The sequence below is a fragment of the Natronospirillum sp. genome, assembly GCF_022565775.1.
GTDB lineage: Bacteria > Pseudomonadota > Gammaproteobacteria > Pseudomonadales > Natronospirillaceae > Natronospirillum.
In genome coordinates this window covers 1-16,556 of sequence record NZ_JAIUMC010000069.1, presented here as the reverse complement: position 1 = coordinate 16,556, position 16,556 = coordinate 1, and the positions used below count along the sequence as shown (strand labels likewise).

The window sequence follows — 16,556 nt, the reverse complement described above, 5'->3', positions numbered from 1 at the left end:
CTCGTCGGGCTCATAACCCGAAGGTCGTAGGTTCAAATCCTGCCCCCGCTACCAAGTGCCTGTCGGAAAGCCCCCTTGTTGGGGCTTTTTGTTAGGGTATTCAGGGTGGGCCAGTGGGCCCACTTTTTGTTTATGGCGGCCGAGTCGGCCGTCAGTGCGAAAGCAGCGGAGTTTATGGCGAAAGCGGATACAGTCAGCGCACTATGCCAGCCCGTGGTGGCGGGGCTGGGGTTTGAGCTTTGGGGCATCGAGTACGTGGCCCAGGGTCAGCACAGTGTGCTCAGGGTGTTTATCGATCACCCGGAAGGCATCACCGTGGATCATTGCGCTGATGTGAGTCGCCAACTGGCAGCAGTGTTGGATGTGGAAGATCCGATTTCCACTGCCTATACGCTGGAAGTGTCATCACCAGGCATGGATCGGCCATTGTTCAAGGCCGACCACTATGAACAGTTTGTGGGCCACTGGGCGAATCTCAAGCTGCGCTTCCCCTTTGAAGGCAAGCGTCGCTACAAGGGCGTGATCCAGGGCATAGAGGACAGTGCAGTAGTGCTGCTGGTGGATGATCACGAGTTGCTGTTGCCTCTGGAACAGATAGATAAAGCGAACATTTTGCCTGTATTCGAGGACTAGGGGATGCCCCGAGGTTCAGAAGCAGGTCACGGACAGTCGAGGCTGGGTTATAGATGAGCAAAGAAATCCTGATGGTGGTTGAGGCCGTTTCCAACGAAAAAGGCGTGTCCAAAGACGTCATTTTCGAGGCCATAGAGCTCGCACTGGCAACCGCCGCGAAAAAGCGCTTCGATGATGATGGCGAACCGGATGTCCGGGTAGCGATTGATCGCGGGACGGGGGAGTATGAAACCTTCCGCCGCTGGACTATTGTCGACAACGAGTCTGTGGCTACCCTGGGCTCCGAGCTGAACATGCAGGAAGCGGCCGAAATAGACACCACCTTGCAGCCGGGCGACGTGTACGAAGAGAAGGTGGAAAACGAAGCCTTCGGTCGTATCGCTGCGCAGGCTGCCAAGCAGATCATCGTGCAGAAGGTGCGCGAGGCTGAGCGGCAGAAGATCGTAGAGCAGTATGAAAACCGCGAAGGCGAAATCATTCACGGTAACGTGAAGAAGGTCACCCGGGACAATATTATCGTCGACCTGGGGGGCAATGCCGAAGCCATCCTGCCGCGTGAAGAGCTGATCGCACGCGAAACCTTCCGTATCGGTGATCGGGTGCGGGCGGTACTGCAGGGTGTTCGTGAGGATGCTCGCGGCCCGCAACTGGTATTGAGCCGCAGCGCCAATGAGATGCTGACCGAGCTGTTCCGCATCGAAGTGCCGGAAATTCATGAAGAAGTCATTCAGATTGTGGCCAGTGCGCGTGATCCTGGGTCGCGGGCGAAGATTGCCGTGACCACCAATGACGGCCGTATCGATCCGGTAGGCGCCTGTGTGGGTATGCGCGGTTCCCGGGTTCAGGCCGTGTCCGGTGAGCTGGGCAACGAGCGGGTGGATATCGTGCTCTGGGACGACAACCCGGCCCAGATGGTGATCAACGCCCTGGCCCCGGCCGAAGTCGCCTCCATCGTGATGGATGAAGAAACCAACACCATGGATGTGGCGGTGAACGAAGACAATCTGGCCATTGCGATTGGTCGCGGTGGGCAGAACGTCCGCCTGGCCAGTCAGCTGACCGGCTGGACCATCAATGTGATGACGGAAGAAGACGCCACCCAGAAGCAACAGGAAGAGCTTGATCGGCTGCTGGCCCTGTTCACCGAAAACCTGGGGGTTGATGAAGAATTGGCGGAGGTGCTGATCGAAGAAGGCTTCACCTCCCTCGAAGAAGTGGCGTATGTGCCACTGGAAGAAATGCTCAGCATTGAAGGTTTCGACGAGAACCTGGTCAATGAGTTGCGTGACCGGGCCAAGGATGTGCTGCTCACTCGTGAGCTGGCATCGGAAGAACAACTGGAATCCGCAACGCCATCAGATGAACTGCTTGCTCTGGACGGTATGGATCGAGCCCTGGCGCTTAAAATGGCGAGCAAGGGCATCGTGACTCTGGATGACCTGGCAGAACAGGCTGTTGATGATCTGATGGACATTGAAGAACTGGACGAGGAGCAAGCCGGGCGCCTGATCATGGCTGCACGCGCGTCCTGGTTTGAAGAAGACTAAGCGGCTCCGGGAGGATACGACACGATGGCAGATGTAACTGTACAACAACTGGCGGATAACATTGGTACGCCGGTAGACCGCTTGCTGAAACAGATGGCCGAGGCCGGTCTGAAACACGCCAGTGCTGATGACGCTGTGACTGACAGCGAGAAGCAGACCCTGTTGACCTATTTGAAGACCAGCCACGGAGCCAAGGCGGGTGAGCCGAACAAGATCACCCTGAAGCGCAAGGTCACAACCCAGCTCAAGGCGGGCGGTGGCGGCAAGGGCAAAACCGTCAACATAGAAGTGCGCAAAAAGCGGACCTACATGAAGCGCGATGCCACCGGAGAGGCGACAGCACCGCCGGCAGAGGCCAAGCGTGAAGATCAGTTGCAGCGCGAAGAAGAGCAGCGCAAGCTGGAAGAAGCGCAGCAGCGGGTACAGGAAGAAAAACGCCTGGCCGAAGAAGCGGCAAAGCGCAAGGCCGAAGAAGCACGCCAAAAGGAAAAGACTCCAGCCGAGAGTGCGGAGCCGGTGCAGACGATAACCGATCCGGCGGACCTGCCGGACCCGGATGCAGAAGCCAAGCGAGCGCGCCACAAGCCCAAGAAATCAGCGGATGAAGAAGCTGAAGAGCGGCGCAAGGCCAAGAAGCCCAAGCCGGCTGCGAGCGGCAAACAGGATCGCGGCAAGGGCAACCGTCATCAGCAGATCATGGGTCTGATGGACGACGATGGCGGCAGTGGACGGCGCAGGCCGAAGCGCAAGAAGTCCACGGGGCAGCGCGAACACCAGTTCCAGCAACCGACCGCTCCTCTGGTGCGTGAGGTAAAGCTGGGCGAGAACATCAATGTGCAGGATCTGGCGCACCAGATGTCGGTCAAGCCGGCGGAAGTGGTCAAGATACTGTTCAAGATGGGGGTTATGGCCACCATCAATCAGGTGCTGGATCAGGATACTGCAATACTGGTGACTGAAGAGATGGGGCATCGCTATGTCACGGTCTCGGATAATGCCATGGAGGAGGACCTGAACGCCTCCATCACCTATCTGGGTGACAAGACAGCCCGTGCACCCGTAGTCACGGTTATGGGTCACGTAGACCATGGCAAGACATCGCTGCTCGACTACATTCGCCGCACCAAGGTGGCGGCGGGCGAGTCTGGCGGTATAACCCAGCACATCGGTGCCTATCACGTGGAAACCGACCATGGCATGGTGACTTTCCTGGATACACCCGGGCACGAGGCTTTCACCGCCATGCGCGCCCGCGGTGCCCAGTCAACCGATGTGGTCATTCTGGTGGTTGCTGCTGATGACGGTGTCATGCCGCAGACCGAAGAAGCCATTCAGCATGCCAAAGCCGGCGGTGTTCCGATTGTGGTGGCGGTCAACAAGATGGACAAGGAAGGCGCGGACCCGGAGCGTGTCACGTCCGAACTGGCTGCCAAGCAGGTGGTGCCGGAAGAATGGGGTGGTGACACCCAGTTCATCAAGGTATCCGCCCATACCGGCGAAGGTATAGATGCGCTGATTGATGCGGTACTGCTGCAGTCCGAGATTCTTGAACTGACAGCTTATGCGGAAGGTCCGGCCAAGGGCGTGGTGATCGAGTCCAAGCTCGACAAGGGCCGCGGTGCCGTCAGCACTCTGCTGGTACAGAATGGTCGCCTGAAGCAGGGCGACATCGTACTCGCCGGTGATGCGACAGGTCGTGTTCGCGCTTTGCTGGATGAAGCCGGCAAAAGCATTGAGGAGGCCGGGCCGTCGATCCCGGTAGAGATACTTGGCCTGGATGGGACACCGGAGGCGGGTGAAGAGTTCGTCGTTGTGGAGTCTGACAAGCAGGCCCGTGAAGTGGCTGAACACCGCCGCGATCGCGCACGTGAACAAGAGCTCGCCAAGCAACAGGCCGCCAAGCTCGACAACCTCTTTGCCGGTATGGGCAAGGGTGAGTCCACGGCGCTGAACATAGTCCTCAAGGCTGATGTGCGCGGTTCTCTGGAGGCCCTGCAGGCGCAGCTGGCCGGTCTGGGTAATGAAGAGGTGCGGGTGAATGTCGTGTCCGGTGGTGTCGGCGGTATTTCCGAGTCAGACGCCAACCTTGCGGTCACCGCCAATGCCGTTATTCTGGGCTTCAACGTGCGGGCCACTGGCCAGGCGCGTGAAATCATCGAGAAAAATGGCCTGGACCTGCGCTACTACAATGTAATTTATGACCTGCTTGACGATATCAAGTCGGCCCTGAGTGGCATGCTGTCGCCCGAGCTGCGCGAGGAAATCGTCGGTCTGGCTGAAGTGCGTGATGTCTTCAACTCACCCAAGTTCGGTCAGGTGGCCGGTTGTATGGTGATCGAAGGCACTGTGCACAGAAACAAGAAGATCCGTGTACTGCGTGACGAGGTAGTCATCTATGAGGGCGAGCTGGAGTCACTCCGTCGCTTCAAGGATGACGTGCAGGACGTACGTCAGGGCATGGAGTGCGGTATCGGTGTACGCAACTACAAGGACGTCAAAGCCGGTGACAAGATCGAGGTGTTCGACGTGAAGGAATTCGCGCGGACCATCGAGTGACGGGAGCAGATCGCCATGGCGCGTGACTTCAAGCGTACAGACCGGGTCGGTGACCAGATTCAGAAAGAGCTGGCCACCCTGATCCAGTTTGAACTCAAGGACCCGAGACTGGGTATGGTGACGCTCAATGCGGTGCGGGTGTCGAAAGACCTGGGTTATGCCGATGTCTATTTCACCTCGCTGAGCCAACTGGATGGCGATGCGGAAGCCCAGTACCGCGAGGCAGAATCCATTCTGCGCGGCGCGGCCGGGTTCCTGCGCTCAGAGCTGGCGCGCAGCATTCGCCTGCGGGTCATGCCGCAATTGCGTTTTCACTATGACCACAGCCTCGAACGGGGGCAAACACTGTCGCGCCTGATCGACAACGCGCGGCGCAGTGATGAAGCCTTCCGGGGTGACATTACCGGCGAAAGCCCGGTAGACAGTGAAGACGAGCGAAAAGACTGACACACCGTATGACCTCTCAGAAGCGTGATCTGCACGGCGTGATCCTGGTCGACAAACCGGCCGGGATGACGTCCAATCGTGTGCTGCAGCAGATCAAGCATCATCTTCGGGCGCGCAAGGCTGGCCATACCGGCGCACTCGACCCACTGGCCACCGGCGTGCTGCCGATCTGCCTGGGAGAGGCCACCAAATTTTCGCAATTTCTGCTCGACGCGGACAAGGCCTACGAAACGCGTGCTGCCCTCGGCGTGCGCACCGATACGGCGGATGCCGATGGTCAGGTCACAGAGCAAGCGCCGGTGCCACCTATCGCTGCCGAGCAGGTGACGTCTCTGCTGCAGTCGCAGTTTACCGGACCGGTCGAACAGGTCCCGCCCAGATACTCTGCCCTCAAGCATGCAGGCCAACCATTGTACAAGCTGGCTCGCGAGGGCAAACCGGTGCCGGTCAAGCGACGCCAGGTCACCTTGTACGAGAGTCGTCTGCTGGACCAGGGGGACAACTGGCTGGATCTCTATTTGCGCTGCAGCAAAGGCACCTATGTGCGGTCGTTCGTGGAAGATCTGGCCGTGGCTCTGGGCACGGTCGCTCATGTAAGCCGTCTGCGGCGGCTCGCCCACGGCCGTTTCGGTATTACCGACTGCACCCCATTGGTTGACCTTCTGGAGACACCTCCGGAATCGCTGATCACACAACTGCTGCCGGTGGACACCTGCGTGGCCGAGTTGCCACACTGTTCACTGGACGAAGCTCAGTACAAGCGCGTGCGCCACGGCAATCCGGTGCCTCTGGGCCCGGAATACGAGCCAGGGCAGGTGCGAATCTTCTTTGACGACCTGTTTCTGGGTCTTGGCGAGATTTCTACACAGGGCGAATTGAAATCACGTCGCCTGGTGAATACAGATCTGTTAGAATAGCGCGCCGCTGGCTGTCGAGCTCAGTCTCTCAGCGGCGCCGCTGCCATTCGGGCAGCATTATGGGCCACTGTAAACATGCACGGTGGACCCGGTTTTCGTGATGGCATGTTGATGGAGAGCAAGACAATGGCACTGACCGTTGAGAAGAAGTCTGAAATCATCAAGGAATACCAGGTCGAAGCTGGCGATACCGGATCTCCGGAAGTCCAGGTTGCCCTGCTGACCCACAATATCAATGGCCTGCAGTCCCACTTCAAGGGGCATCAAAAGGATCACCACAGTCGCCGTGGTCTGATCCGCATGGTCAACCAGCGCCGCAAGCTGCTGGATTATCTGAAGAAGAAGGATCTCAATCGGTACGCTACCCTGATCAAGCGTCTGGGCCTGCGCCGCTAAGTGAGAAAACGTCAGAGGGGCCGATCAGGCCCCTCTGTCGGTTAAAAGCACCCGGCCCCGGCTGCGGTGTACAAGTACTCGGGCAACTCGGCATGAGTGCTTCTAACAATTGGGCTCCAACGATGCACCGGTGTCAGGCCGGATTGCATCGCACGGAGACTAATTCTTAGAAGTGCTCGGTTGCCTGCCAAGCAACACAAGAGGACATACTGATTATGGCACTGAACCCAGTGACTCATACGTTCGAATATGGTGGCCAGACGGTCACTCTGGAAACCGGCAAGGTAGCCCGTCAGGCAACCGGCGCGGTGGTCTGCACCATGGGCAAGACAGTCGTGCTCTGCGCGGTGACTGCTGCCAGAGAAGCCAAGCCCGACCAGCCGTTTTTCCCGCTGTCGGTGCACTACCAGGAAAAATACTACGCTGCCGGTCGTATTCCCGGCGGCTATCTGAAGCGCGAAGGTCGTCCTTCCGAGAAGGAAACGCTGACCTGCCGCTTGATTGACCGGCCGATCCGGCCGCTCTTCCCCAACGGCTTCATGAATGAAGTGCAGGTTGTCCCGACCGTCATTTCTGCCGAGGAAGACGTCGATCCTGATATCTGCGCAATGATTGCCACATCTGCCGCTCTTGCGGTCAGTGGTGTGCCTTTCAACGGCCCCATCGGTGCCGCTCGCGTAGGCTTCACCGAAGAGCAGGGCTATATCCTGAACCCGGGTTATGCGGCGTTGGAAACTTCGGCGCTGAACATGGTGGTTGCCGGTACTCGTGATGCTGTGCTGATGGTTGAATCTGAAGCACAGGAACTGACCGAAGACCAGATGCTGGGTGCCGTTCTGTTTGCCCATATGGAAATGCAGAAAGTCGTCGATGCCGTGGATGCCCTGGTCGACAAGTCCGGTGCTCAGAAGTGGGACTGGACGCCGCCCGCAGAAGACACGGCTACCCTGGAGATGGTCAAGGCCGCCTACTGGGATCGTATTGGCGAAGCGTACAAGATCACCGACAAGATGGCGCGCTACGAAGCGCTGGGCGCCCTGAAGACCGAGGCTGCAGAGTCGCTGGTCGATGAAGAGAATGGCCCCAGTGAAGCACAGGTCAAGTCGGCCTTCGGCAAGCTGGAGAAGAGTCTGGTACGCCAGCGCGTCGTCGCCGGTGAGCCGCGTATCGACGGCCGTGATACACGCACGGTTCGCCCGATCGAAGTCGAAGTCAACAGCCTGCCGGGTACCCATGGCAGCTCGCTGTTCACGCGTGGTGAAACCCAGGCCATTGTGGCAGCGACTCTGGGCAGTCTGCGTGATGGCCAGATGGTCGACATGCTGCACAAGAAGCTGACCGATCACTTCCTGCTGCACTACAACTTCCCGCCCTACAGTGTGGGCGAGTGCGGTCGCATGGGCGGTGTGGGTCGTCGTGAAATCGGCCATGGCCGTCTGGCGCGCCGCGGTCTGGAAGCCGTGCTGCCCAATGTCGACGATTTCCCCTACGCCATTCGCGTGGTGTCCGAAATCACCGAATCCAACGGTTCATCGTCCATGGCGACGGTCTGCGGTACGTCCCTGGCTCTGATGGATGCCGGTGTGCCGATCAAGGCGCCGGTAGCCGGTATTGCCATGGGTCTGGTCAAGGAAGACAACGGTTTCGCCGTACTGACCGACATCCTGGGTGATGAAGATCATCTGGGCGACATGGACTTCAAGGTCGCTGGTACCGCCAAAGGTGTGACCGCGCTGCAGATGGACATCAAGATCGAAGGTATTACCGAGGAAATCATGGAGCAGGCTCTGGAGCAGGCCCATGAAGCCCGGACGCATATCCTGGGTGAGATGAACCAGGTGATTGCCCAGCCGCGTGCCGAGTTGTCCGAGAATGCGCCTACCATGCTGGCTATCAAGGTTGACCAGGACAAGATCCGCGAAGTCATCGGCAAGGGTGGCGCGACCATCCGTGGTATTTGTGAAAGCACGGGAGCTGACATTGATATCCAGGACGACGGCAGTGTGCGCATCTATGCCCCGACGAAGCAGGCGGCCAACGCTGCCCTGGCCCAGGTTGAAGCTGTGGCTCTGGATCCGGAACCCGGTGCACTCTATCGCGGCAAGGTGGCTCGTATCACCGACTTCGGTGCCTTCGTCAACTTCCTCGGCGAAAAGGATGGCCTCGTTCATATCAGCCAGATCGTAGCGCGCCGTATCGAGAAGGTGACGGACGTCCTGTCGGAAGGTGAGGAAGTCGTGGTTAAAGTGCTGGAAGTAGACCAGCGCGGCCGCGTCAAGCTGAGCATGAAGGAAGTCAGCGAGGAAGAAAAAGCCTCGATGGAACCCAAGGAAGACTGACACTGCACCAGGCCCGCAAGGGCCTGATCGACTACAGTCTGCATTTGGCAATGAAAACCCGGCTCTGGCTGGGTTTTTTGGTTTTCAGGCGGATAATGCGGGATTCTGGACAACAGATTCGTGCTTTTTGACAAGTAATCGGGCGCCGAACTCGGATAATCTATAACATCAAGCAAGTCCAGCTATTACAATAACCGATAAGACCTGTTCCAAAATCCAGCCCAATGAGTGACAGTTGCTGTAAACAGTCGCAAGACCGCCAACGGGAGGTGACCGACTCATGACACCCACTCTGCTGCCCCGCATGACCTGTAAAAGTGGCCAATCGTTGCTGCTGACCCTCTGCCTGACTCTGGTGCTCAGCATCAGCGCCAATGGCCGCACCCTGATCGGCGCTGGAGACCCCTGGCCACCGTTCCTCGACCCTGATCTGCCTGGAAATGGCATTGCTGTACAGATTGTCTCTGCTGCCATGGAGACTCAGGGGTATGACATCGAGTGGCAGAACATGCCCTGGGCGCGTGCCCTGTTTGGGGTTCGGGATGCTGAATACGACATTCTGGTCGGCGCTTGGTACACCGATGAACGGGCGGAATTTCTGCTTTTCAGCGAACCCTACATCGACAATGACGTGCGTATCATCATGCGTGCTGATGACGACTTCCAGTTTGAAGGTATCGAGGATCTGACCGGCAAACGCATCGGGACAGTGCTGGGGTATGGCTATGGTGACGAGTTCAATCAGGCCGACAATTATATTCCTGAACCGGCGGTAAACCTGATCACCAATATCCGCCGCCTGGTCGGGCGTCGGGTTGACCTTACCGTGGAAGATGAGCTGGTGGCCCGTTTCCTGATCAACGAAATCAACCCGGATTTTATCGAACAGATCCGGTTTTCCGAAACACCGCTTATGAGCAATTCGCTGCATGTGGCTGTGGGACAGGCACATCCGGAGGCGCAAGAGATTATCGACGCCTTCAATGCAGGGTTTGCCGTCATTCGCGAGAACGGCACCTATGAGCAGATACTGCGCGAGAACAACCTGATTGAATAGAGGAACGCCCATAATGACGGGAGAGCGTGTCGGTTGAGCCTGGGACAATCACGGAACTACCTGCAACTGCTGGCGGAATACGATCGCTATGGTGCCGACATAAGGCGCCTGATCGGCTCCATCATCGGCTGCCTGGCGCGCACCGACCTGCTGGAAGACCCTGAGGCTCAGGACCGGGAATTGCGCCAGCTCAGTCGGGCCTATCCGTTTCTCGAGTTGATGTACAGCCTTTCGCCGGAAGGGCGGCAACTGCTTAATACGGCTTACAGCCCCAATGTGAGCCAGCGCCGAAACAGAGTATTGGGCGAGGGCAGTGATCGCAGCCACCGACCCTACTTTACTGCGGCGCAGGCTAACGCCAGCCCGATAACGGTAACGGACCCCTATCTCTCCAGTGCCACCCGCTTGCCGGCGCTGTCGGCGGTTTACCGGTTTGATGATGACGCCGGTGGCCCTCTGGGCTATCTGGTGCTGAACATCAGTCTGCACAAGCTGATCTCGTACTTGCAGGGAGACCAGTTGCGGGCCCGTTTTCATCCGATGTTTCAGTCAGTGTACAGTGTTATCGGTGGATCATTGCTGTTGATCGCGGGTGTGCTGCTCTGGGCTGCCATCAGTGACTTGTGGGGTATCCTGACCACGCAGCGCGATATTGTTACAGAATCCTTTGGTCTGGTGGTGCTGATCACTCTGGCCCTCGCCATCTTTGATCTGGGCAAGACCATCATTGAGGAAGAGGTCTTTCTGGACAAGAACCTCAATCATCACGGCTCCACGCGGCGCACTATCTCGCGCTTCATGTCGGCCATACTGATCGCCGTGTCGATCGAGGCCCTGTTGCTGATGTTCAAGTCGCTGCTCGGGGATGCCGGTCAATTGTTGAATGCGGTCTGGATGCTGCTCGCTGCCGTGGCACTGTTGGTCGGTCTGGGGATCTACCTGAAGCTGAGCCGCGACGGCTGAAGGGACCGTCAGGCGTCCGGCCTGATGCAGAGCGTGATCTCTTCGCGATCAAAGTAGAGCTGACGCGCCTGCACCTGCCAGGGCTGGCCGGTTTCTGCAAGCCGCGCGCGCAGCGTCTGCTCAATGTCCTGCCAGGTTTGCCAGCGCTTTTTCATGGGCAATTTAAGATTGCAGATGACATTGCGCGTCCAGCCCTGCACCAGCCAGTCCAACATCCGCTCGGCCACCCGATAAGGGCTTTCCACCATGTCGCACACCAGCCAGTCGACCGGGTGTTCGGGCACCCAGGTAAAGCCATCGACGTGCAAGTGCTCGACCTGTCCTGACGCCATCAACTCGTCATCCATGGGCCCGTTGTCGATGGCCTGCACCTGCAGTCCCTGTCGCACCAGTTGCCAGGTCCAGCCTCCTGGCGCGGCGCCCAGATCGACAGCGGTGAAACTGTCCTGCAACTGCCGGCGCCAGTGCTTGCCCAGAAAGACATGAAAGGCCTCTTCCAGTTTCAATGTGCTGCGGCTTGGCGCCTGGGGTGGAAACTTGAGCCGCGCGATACCCATCGGCCAGCCCGGGCGCCTCTCGGGTCCGTCGAGTCCGAGCAGAACATGGCCGGAGTCGAGGAACAGGGCGTGCCAGGCCGATAGATCAGGTCTGTCTTTCGGGGTCAGCAGGTCATGCTGGCGCAAGGCCTGGCGCAGCGGGTGGATGAACTTGCCGGCAAAGCGTGCCGTGGCGCGGTAGCCATCGCCCTCGGCGGTGTCGCAGAACAGAAGACCAGCAGGCGCCTGACCCTGCAGTGCCTGCAGAATCGGAGCGATGCGGTCGTGATTTGGCAGACCTTGCAGTTCCGCCAGAAGCGGCCAGCATTCGCGGGCAAACACCAGGCTTGGCAGTGTCGAGTAGAGGCGGTTTGCTTCAGCAGTCTGGAACCGAATCCAGCCGCTGTCCGGCTCGACACGCGCCCAGCCACCATGGCCCAGAGTTGCGGCGGCAGCCGTGACCTCGGCCAGACACTCTTTTTCAAAACCCGGGCGGCACAGCAGAATGAGGCTGTCGGCGTCTTCCATCTTAAAGGCAGTCAGGTCGGCAGGTCCTTGTTGGGCAGGTTCTGTTTCTCCAGAGCCTGCAGGGTCCGGGCGCGGAAGTTATGGCGCACCGTGCTGCCCGCAGGCAATTCAAGGTAGTGGAACAGGTGGGCGATCTGACCCTGATCAACGCCGTGCTGCCTGCACCAGGCAGCCAGATCAAAGGGCGGGCCGGTATCCGGAGGCGTGGGCAACGCCGGTTGCTCCGGCTCTGCCAGCTCGTGGCCCTGACAGAGGCTGAGCGCCAGCTCCTGATAGTAGCGCTGAAAATCCGGCCAGACATGGTGCTCGGGTTCGCTGCGCAGTCGGAAGAAACCAGTGCGGCTGGCGGCCTGATAAACGGCGGCATGGCGCCAGTGGTGCTGCAGAGGGCGCCCGGCATGCATGCAGGCTTCCTGATAGGCATCCCGGGCATCCGGCAGGCCTTCGGGGCGCGCCACATCGCTCAGGGTGTTCAGAAACTCGGCAATGGTGGGTGGCCAGGCATGGCGCAACCGCACGGCATCGATGGTTTTCTCGATGGCCTCCAGCGGAAAGGCCTGCAAGGCCATTGCCCACTCCCGCTTGGCATGGGTCAGCGTATCGTCATCAGCATAGGCACTTTCGAATTTGTGCGTATAGATATGGTGGAAGCGGGCGAACAGCATGTTCACCATGATCTTGACGTCGGCGTCGACATCCTGCCGGTAACGGTTGCTACCAGTCGATGTCGCCGATGTCCCGGAGACGCTCCCGGACTTTTTGGCGGCGCTGACGAGGACCTGTCTCGCGGTCGGATGTTGCGGCTCTGAAGTCATTTTGATTGTCATTCAGGTGGTATTGCCAGCGACGACTGACCCAGTTGAAAAACTTGGTGTCCCAACTGAGATGTCGCTGCCCGGAGTCCCGGTAGTAAAGCACAAAGCTTTCGCGCTGGGCCAGCGCAAACTCGGCTTCAATGCCCCGGTTGCGGATCATGGTAAGGCAGTCCTCGCCCGGTTGCCAGTCCAGCGTCATGACAGATTGTTCACGCCGTGATGGCACAGCTGTTTCGTCGCTGGGGTTTGGCGCAGAGGCCTGGCAGTCGGCGTCGGTGGCTTCCTGATCTCTGGCGTACAGCGGTTCATCGCTATAGCGTCGGGGTGCCTGGATGCTCGGGTCGATCCGGTTGACCGACCCGGTGAGCATGGGGCTGAGTGTCGGCATGGGCGGGGGCATATCATAGTCATCCAGCGCGTCATCGCTGCTGGCAGGCCAGGCTGAACGGCTGGTGGCCGCGGCCAACGGAACTGACCGGGTTGTTGTATCCTCACCCGAGCCAGTGGATTTGGCCAGCGGCTCTGTCCGCTTGCCCGGTGCCAGCCCCAGTTCGCCATGCGGGGTGTCCAGACGAACCAGCCAGCCGGCTTCGATCAACGTCTCGGCCGCTGTCCAGAAACTGGCCGGATTCAGGAAGGGCAGCCATTCCAGCCAGCGACTTTCACTGGCCACAAGCCGGCGCGTTGACGCGTCAGATTGCAGTTCGACCTGTTCCTGCACGAAGGCCAGCAACACCGCCGCTTCCAGGCCAAGCTGGCTGGCATGACGGGACTGGAACGTAAAGGTCGATTTGGTCATGATGTCCTTTTTCAGAGCGTCAGCCGCACGTCAATGGCTGTATTTCATCGGATGCGACCGTTAGAATGCGGGCCAGCAGGCCCCGCACTGGCCGGCTGCTGTCACTTTGCACTTGTTATGAAGCCGCACCGCCGGAGGCGCATGGAACCCGTTATCGAGGTCGTATCAGTGACCAGGCAATTCAGGCACCTGACCGCCGTGGATCAGGTCAGCTTCGCCGTGCCGGAAGGCGCCTGTTTTGGTCTGCTGGGCCCTAACGGCGCCGGCAAGACGACCACTATAGAAATCATGGAGGGCATTCAACGCCCTACCCAAGGACATGTTCTTTATTTCGGTCGCGCAATGCAAGCTCGGCAATTGTATCAGGATATCGGCATCCAGTTTCAACATACTGCCCTGCAGGATCATCTGACCGTGCGCGATACCCTGCGCCTGTTTGCCTCGTTGTACCAGCGCTGCATGCCCATGGACGACCTGCTGGGCCTGTGTTCACTGCATGAATTTGCCGACCGGGACACCCGCACCCTGTCCGGTGGCCAGCGTCAGCGCCTGCTGCTGGCCCTGGCCCTGGTCAATGACCCACACATCGTGTTTCTCGATGAGCCGACATCGGGCCTGGACCCGCAGGCCCGACAACATTTCTGGTCTCTGATCGAGTCCATCCGGGCGCGCGGCAAGACGATTATCATGACCACGCATTACATGGAAGAGGCGCAACAGCTGTGCGACGACATTGCCATCATGGATCGAGGTCGCATCATTGCCCGCGGCGCGCCTGACGCGCTGCTGGCCGAGCACTTCAGCGGCGCCATGGTGCGCCTGGATGATGCGGTCGTCCCCGAGTCTCTGCTGGCGCGTTACGGCGGCCAGCGGCAGGACAGTCACCTGCGCTTCCAGACCACCGAGGTGGAGTCACTGATCGCCGAACTGATTCGCCAGGGCGTGCCGCTCGGCCATCTCGAGGTTCAGCCGCCCAACCTGAATGACCTGTTTCTGCAACTCACCGGCTATGCACTGAGGGCATGATATGAGCCTGCGCCGTTTTCTGGCTGTCTTGCGCGCGCGCAATCTAGAGTTCATGCGTGACCGCAGCACGCTGATCTGGAACATCGCTTTCCCGGTCATTCTGATCGCCGGCTTTGCGCTGATTTTCGGCAACAGCAATCCGGTCTTCAAGGTGGGCATCCTCAGTGCTCAGGATGCCTATGTCAGCCAGCCCCAGGTAACCCGGTCGGAGCAGGTGGGCACCATCCCTTATGTCTCGCAGAGTGACGCCCTGGCGGCGCTGCGGCGGCATCAGGTGCATCTGGTGCTGGATGTCGATCAGCGCCTGTACTGGATCAACGAAACCTCTCGCGAGGGTCAGGTGCTGGAGGAGTTGCTGGCTTTTCATGATCCGGAATACCGGCGACGACTCATCGGCGGCCTTGAAGTACGCTATGTGGACTGGGCCATGCCGGGTGTGCTGGCAATGAACATTATGTTCGCATGCCTGTTCGGGGTGGGCTACGTGCTGGTGCGCTATCGCAAGAACGGGGTGCTGAAGCGGCTGCGCGCCACCCCGCTGAGCACACTGGAATTCCTCGCCGCGCACATGGCCTCGCGGCTGGTGCTGGTGATGGCGGTCAGTGCGGCTCTCTTGCTGGGGGGCATGGCGCTGCTGGATATTGTCATGGTCGGCAGCTTCTGGCTGCTGGCCTTTATCGGTTTGCTGGGTACGCTTTGTCTGATCTCGCTGGGCCTGTTGATTGCCACCCGCTCGCGCAGTGAAGAGCTGACGGGTGGCCTGATCAATTTCAGTACCTGGCCGATGATCTTTCTCTCGGGCGCCTGGTTTTCCATAGAAGGCGCTCCGTATTGGCTGCAATTGCTCGCAGAAGCTCTCCCGTTGACCCATATTGTGGAGGCGGCGCGTATGGTCATGCTGGATGCCGCATCCCTGGCCGAAGTGCAGTATCATCTGTCCATGCTGGCCCTGATGGCCGCCGTGTTCCTGAGTCTGGGCGTGTTGCTGTTCAACTGGGAAAGCGATCACCGCTGACAGGAGACCCGTTTCTATGGCTGACTTGCCACCACTGACCTCGCTGCGTGCCTTCTGGTACGTGGCAGAGCGGCACAGCTTCAAGGCTGCGGCCGAGGCGCTGTTTGTCACCCAGGCAGCGGTCAGTCACCAGATCCGCCAGTTGGAAGAAGCGCTTGGGGTCAGTCTGTTCGAGCGGGGCAACCGGGAAGTCCGTCTGACACGGGAAGGCCAGCGTCTGCTGCCCTATGTACAGCAGGGCTTCTCGGCGCTGCGCGCCGGAGTGACGCTGGTCAAGGACGATGCAGATCCCCATGTGCTGGGTTTGTCCGTGCAGCCCGGTTTTGCCGGTCGCTGGCTGCTGCCGCGTCTGGGTGGCTTTCATCAGCTGCACCCGGACATCCGGGTTCAGGTGCAGGTGGACACCGGCAAGGAGGCTTTCTCGGATGGCACCATGGATCTGGCCATCCGCTATGGCAAGGGCCGCTTTCCCGGGCTGCGCAGCGAGTTGATTCTGCGCGATAGTCTTATGGTAGTGGCGGCGCCGGAGTTTGTGGGCACTCACCAGCCCACACTGGAAAATTTGGGGGAACTGGCGCGTCTGGAGTCCGTGGGCCACAGTGATCTGGGCTGGACGGCGTGGCTGGCAGAGCAGGGTCGTCAGGTCCATTCGCCCTGCGCCCTGTCGGTGGCCGACGAGTCGCTGCTGCTTGATGCTGTACTGTCCGGCCATGGCGTGGCGCTGGTGCGACGCAGCCTGGTGCAGGATCTGCTGGAACAGGATCGTCTGGTGGCGGTTTTCGATGCGGAGCTGGAGCTGGAAGGCGGCTATTATCTGACCGCACCGGAGGCGCATTTCGTGCGGGTCAAGGTACGCTATTTCGTGCAGTGGCTGCGCGAAGAACTGCGCCAGAGCTTCGGCCCCGAAATGGGGGCCTATCACGGTACCTAGTGTCCCGAGTGGTTAATTCGTCAACTTCTGCGTGCGGTCTGCGGTTACTGG

The 16,556-nt window shown here is 59.4% G+C and carries 15 protein-coding genes; 12 read left to right on the top strand and 3 right to left on the bottom strand.

The window, feature by feature from the left end; genetic code table 11:
- Positions 1 to 174 precede the first annotated feature (174 nt).
- The 9 genes from rimP to LAT62_RS12070 all read left to right on the top strand — a co-directional run bounded on the left by rimP (position 175) and on the right by LAT62_RS12070 (position 10,855).
- Complete coding sequence (gene rimP / locus LAT62_RS12110) at positions 175 to 633, top strand: ribosome maturation factor RimP (protein ID WP_293384080.1); 459 nt, start codon at positions 175 to 177, stop codon at positions 631 to 633.
- Positions 634 to 686: 53 nt separating this feature from the next.
- Positions 687 to 2,180 (top strand): transcription termination factor NusA, encoded by a 1,494-nt coding sequence (nusA, locus tag LAT62_RS12105; RefSeq protein ID WP_293384077.1) that lies wholly within the window; start codon positions 687 to 689, stop codon positions 2,178 to 2,180.
- A gap of 24 nt (positions 2,181 to 2,204) precedes the next feature.
- Entirely contained in the window at positions 2,205 to 4,736 is a 2,532-nt protein-coding gene (infB, locus tag LAT62_RS12100; protein WP_293384074.1) for a translation initiation factor IF-2, read from the top strand.
- A gap of 15 nt (positions 4,737 to 4,751) precedes the next feature.
- Positions 4,752 to 5,183: a 30S ribosome-binding factor RbfA gene (gene rbfA / locus LAT62_RS12095; RefSeq protein WP_293384071.1), complete on the top strand. Its 432-nt coding sequence runs from the start codon at positions 4,752 to 4,754 to the stop codon at positions 5,181 to 5,183.
- Positions 5,184 to 5,191: 8 nt separating this feature from the next.
- A complete protein-coding gene (gene truB / locus LAT62_RS12090; RefSeq protein ID WP_293384068.1) occupies positions 5,192 to 6,100 on the top strand; it encodes a tRNA pseudouridine(55) synthase TruB in 909 nt (302 codons plus the stop codon).
- Positions 6,101 to 6,226: 126 nt separating this feature from the next.
- Positions 6,227 to 6,496 (top strand): 30S ribosomal protein S15, encoded by a 270-nt coding sequence (rpsO, locus tag LAT62_RS12085; RefSeq protein WP_293384065.1) that lies wholly within the window; start codon positions 6,227 to 6,229, stop codon positions 6,494 to 6,496.
- 221 nt (positions 6,497 to 6,717) lie between these two features.
- Entirely contained in the window at positions 6,718 to 8,835 is a 2,118-nt protein-coding gene (pnp, locus tag LAT62_RS12080) for a polyribonucleotide nucleotidyltransferase (protein ID WP_293384083.1), read from the top strand.
- 280 nt (positions 8,836 to 9,115) lie between these two features.
- Entirely contained in the window at positions 9,116 to 9,892 is a 777-nt protein-coding gene (locus tag LAT62_RS12075) for an ABC transporter substrate-binding protein (RefSeq protein ID WP_293384062.1), read from the top strand.
- Positions 9,893 to 9,925: 33 nt separating this feature from the next.
- Positions 9,926 to 10,855, top strand: a complete 930-nt coding sequence (locus tag LAT62_RS12070) for a hypothetical protein (RefSeq protein WP_293384059.1) — start codon at positions 9,926 to 9,928, stop codon at positions 10,853 to 10,855.
- A gap of 8 nt (positions 10,856 to 10,863) precedes the next feature.
- Here LAT62_RS12070 and rlmM read toward each other — a convergent pair whose 3' ends face one another.
- The 3 genes from rlmM to LAT62_RS12055 are packed head-to-tail and all read right to left on the bottom strand — an operon-like array spanning position 10,864 to position 13,533.
- Complete coding sequence (rlmM, locus tag LAT62_RS12065; protein WP_293384056.1) at positions 10,864 to 11,919, bottom strand: 23S rRNA (cytidine(2498)-2'-O)-methyltransferase RlmM; 1,056 nt, start codon at positions 11,917 to 11,919, stop codon at positions 10,864 to 10,866.
- An 11-nt stretch (positions 11,920 to 11,930) separates the two neighbouring features.
- Positions 11,931 to 12,593: a replication protein P gene (locus LAT62_RS12060; protein WP_293384053.1), complete on the bottom strand. Its 663-nt coding sequence runs from the start codon at positions 12,591 to 12,593 to the stop codon at positions 11,931 to 11,933.
- A 40-nt stretch (positions 12,594 to 12,633) separates the two neighbouring features.
- The gene (locus LAT62_RS12055) at positions 12,634 to 13,533 is read right to left on the bottom strand and encodes a DnaT-like ssDNA-binding domain-containing protein (RefSeq protein ID WP_293384050.1); all 900 of its coding nucleotides are present in this window, start codon (positions 13,531 to 13,533) and stop codon (positions 12,634 to 12,636) included.
- A 141-nt stretch (positions 13,534 to 13,674) separates the two neighbouring features.
- Between LAT62_RS12055 and LAT62_RS12050 the strand changes: the two genes are divergently transcribed.
- From LAT62_RS12050 to LAT62_RS12040, 3 genes are read left to right on the top strand one after another with little or no spacing between them, the layout of a single operon-like run.
- Complete coding sequence (locus LAT62_RS12050) at positions 13,675 to 14,559, top strand: ABC transporter ATP-binding protein (protein ID WP_293384047.1); 885 nt, start codon at positions 13,675 to 13,677, stop codon at positions 14,557 to 14,559.
- Between the two features lies 1 nt (position 14,560).
- Positions 14,561 to 15,574 carry an ABC transporter permease gene (locus tag LAT62_RS12045; protein ID WP_293384044.1) on the top strand — a complete coding sequence of 338 codons (1,014 nt, stop codon included), beginning with the start codon at positions 14,561 to 14,563 and terminating at the stop codon, positions 15,572 to 15,574.
- 16 nt (positions 15,575 to 15,590) lie between these two features.
- Positions 15,591 to 16,505, top strand: coding sequence for a LysR substrate-binding domain-containing protein (locus LAT62_RS12040; RefSeq protein ID WP_293384041.1), 915 nt, complete (start codon positions 15,591 to 15,593; stop codon positions 16,503 to 16,505).
- The last annotated feature ends 51 nt before the right edge of the window (positions 16,506 to 16,556 follow it).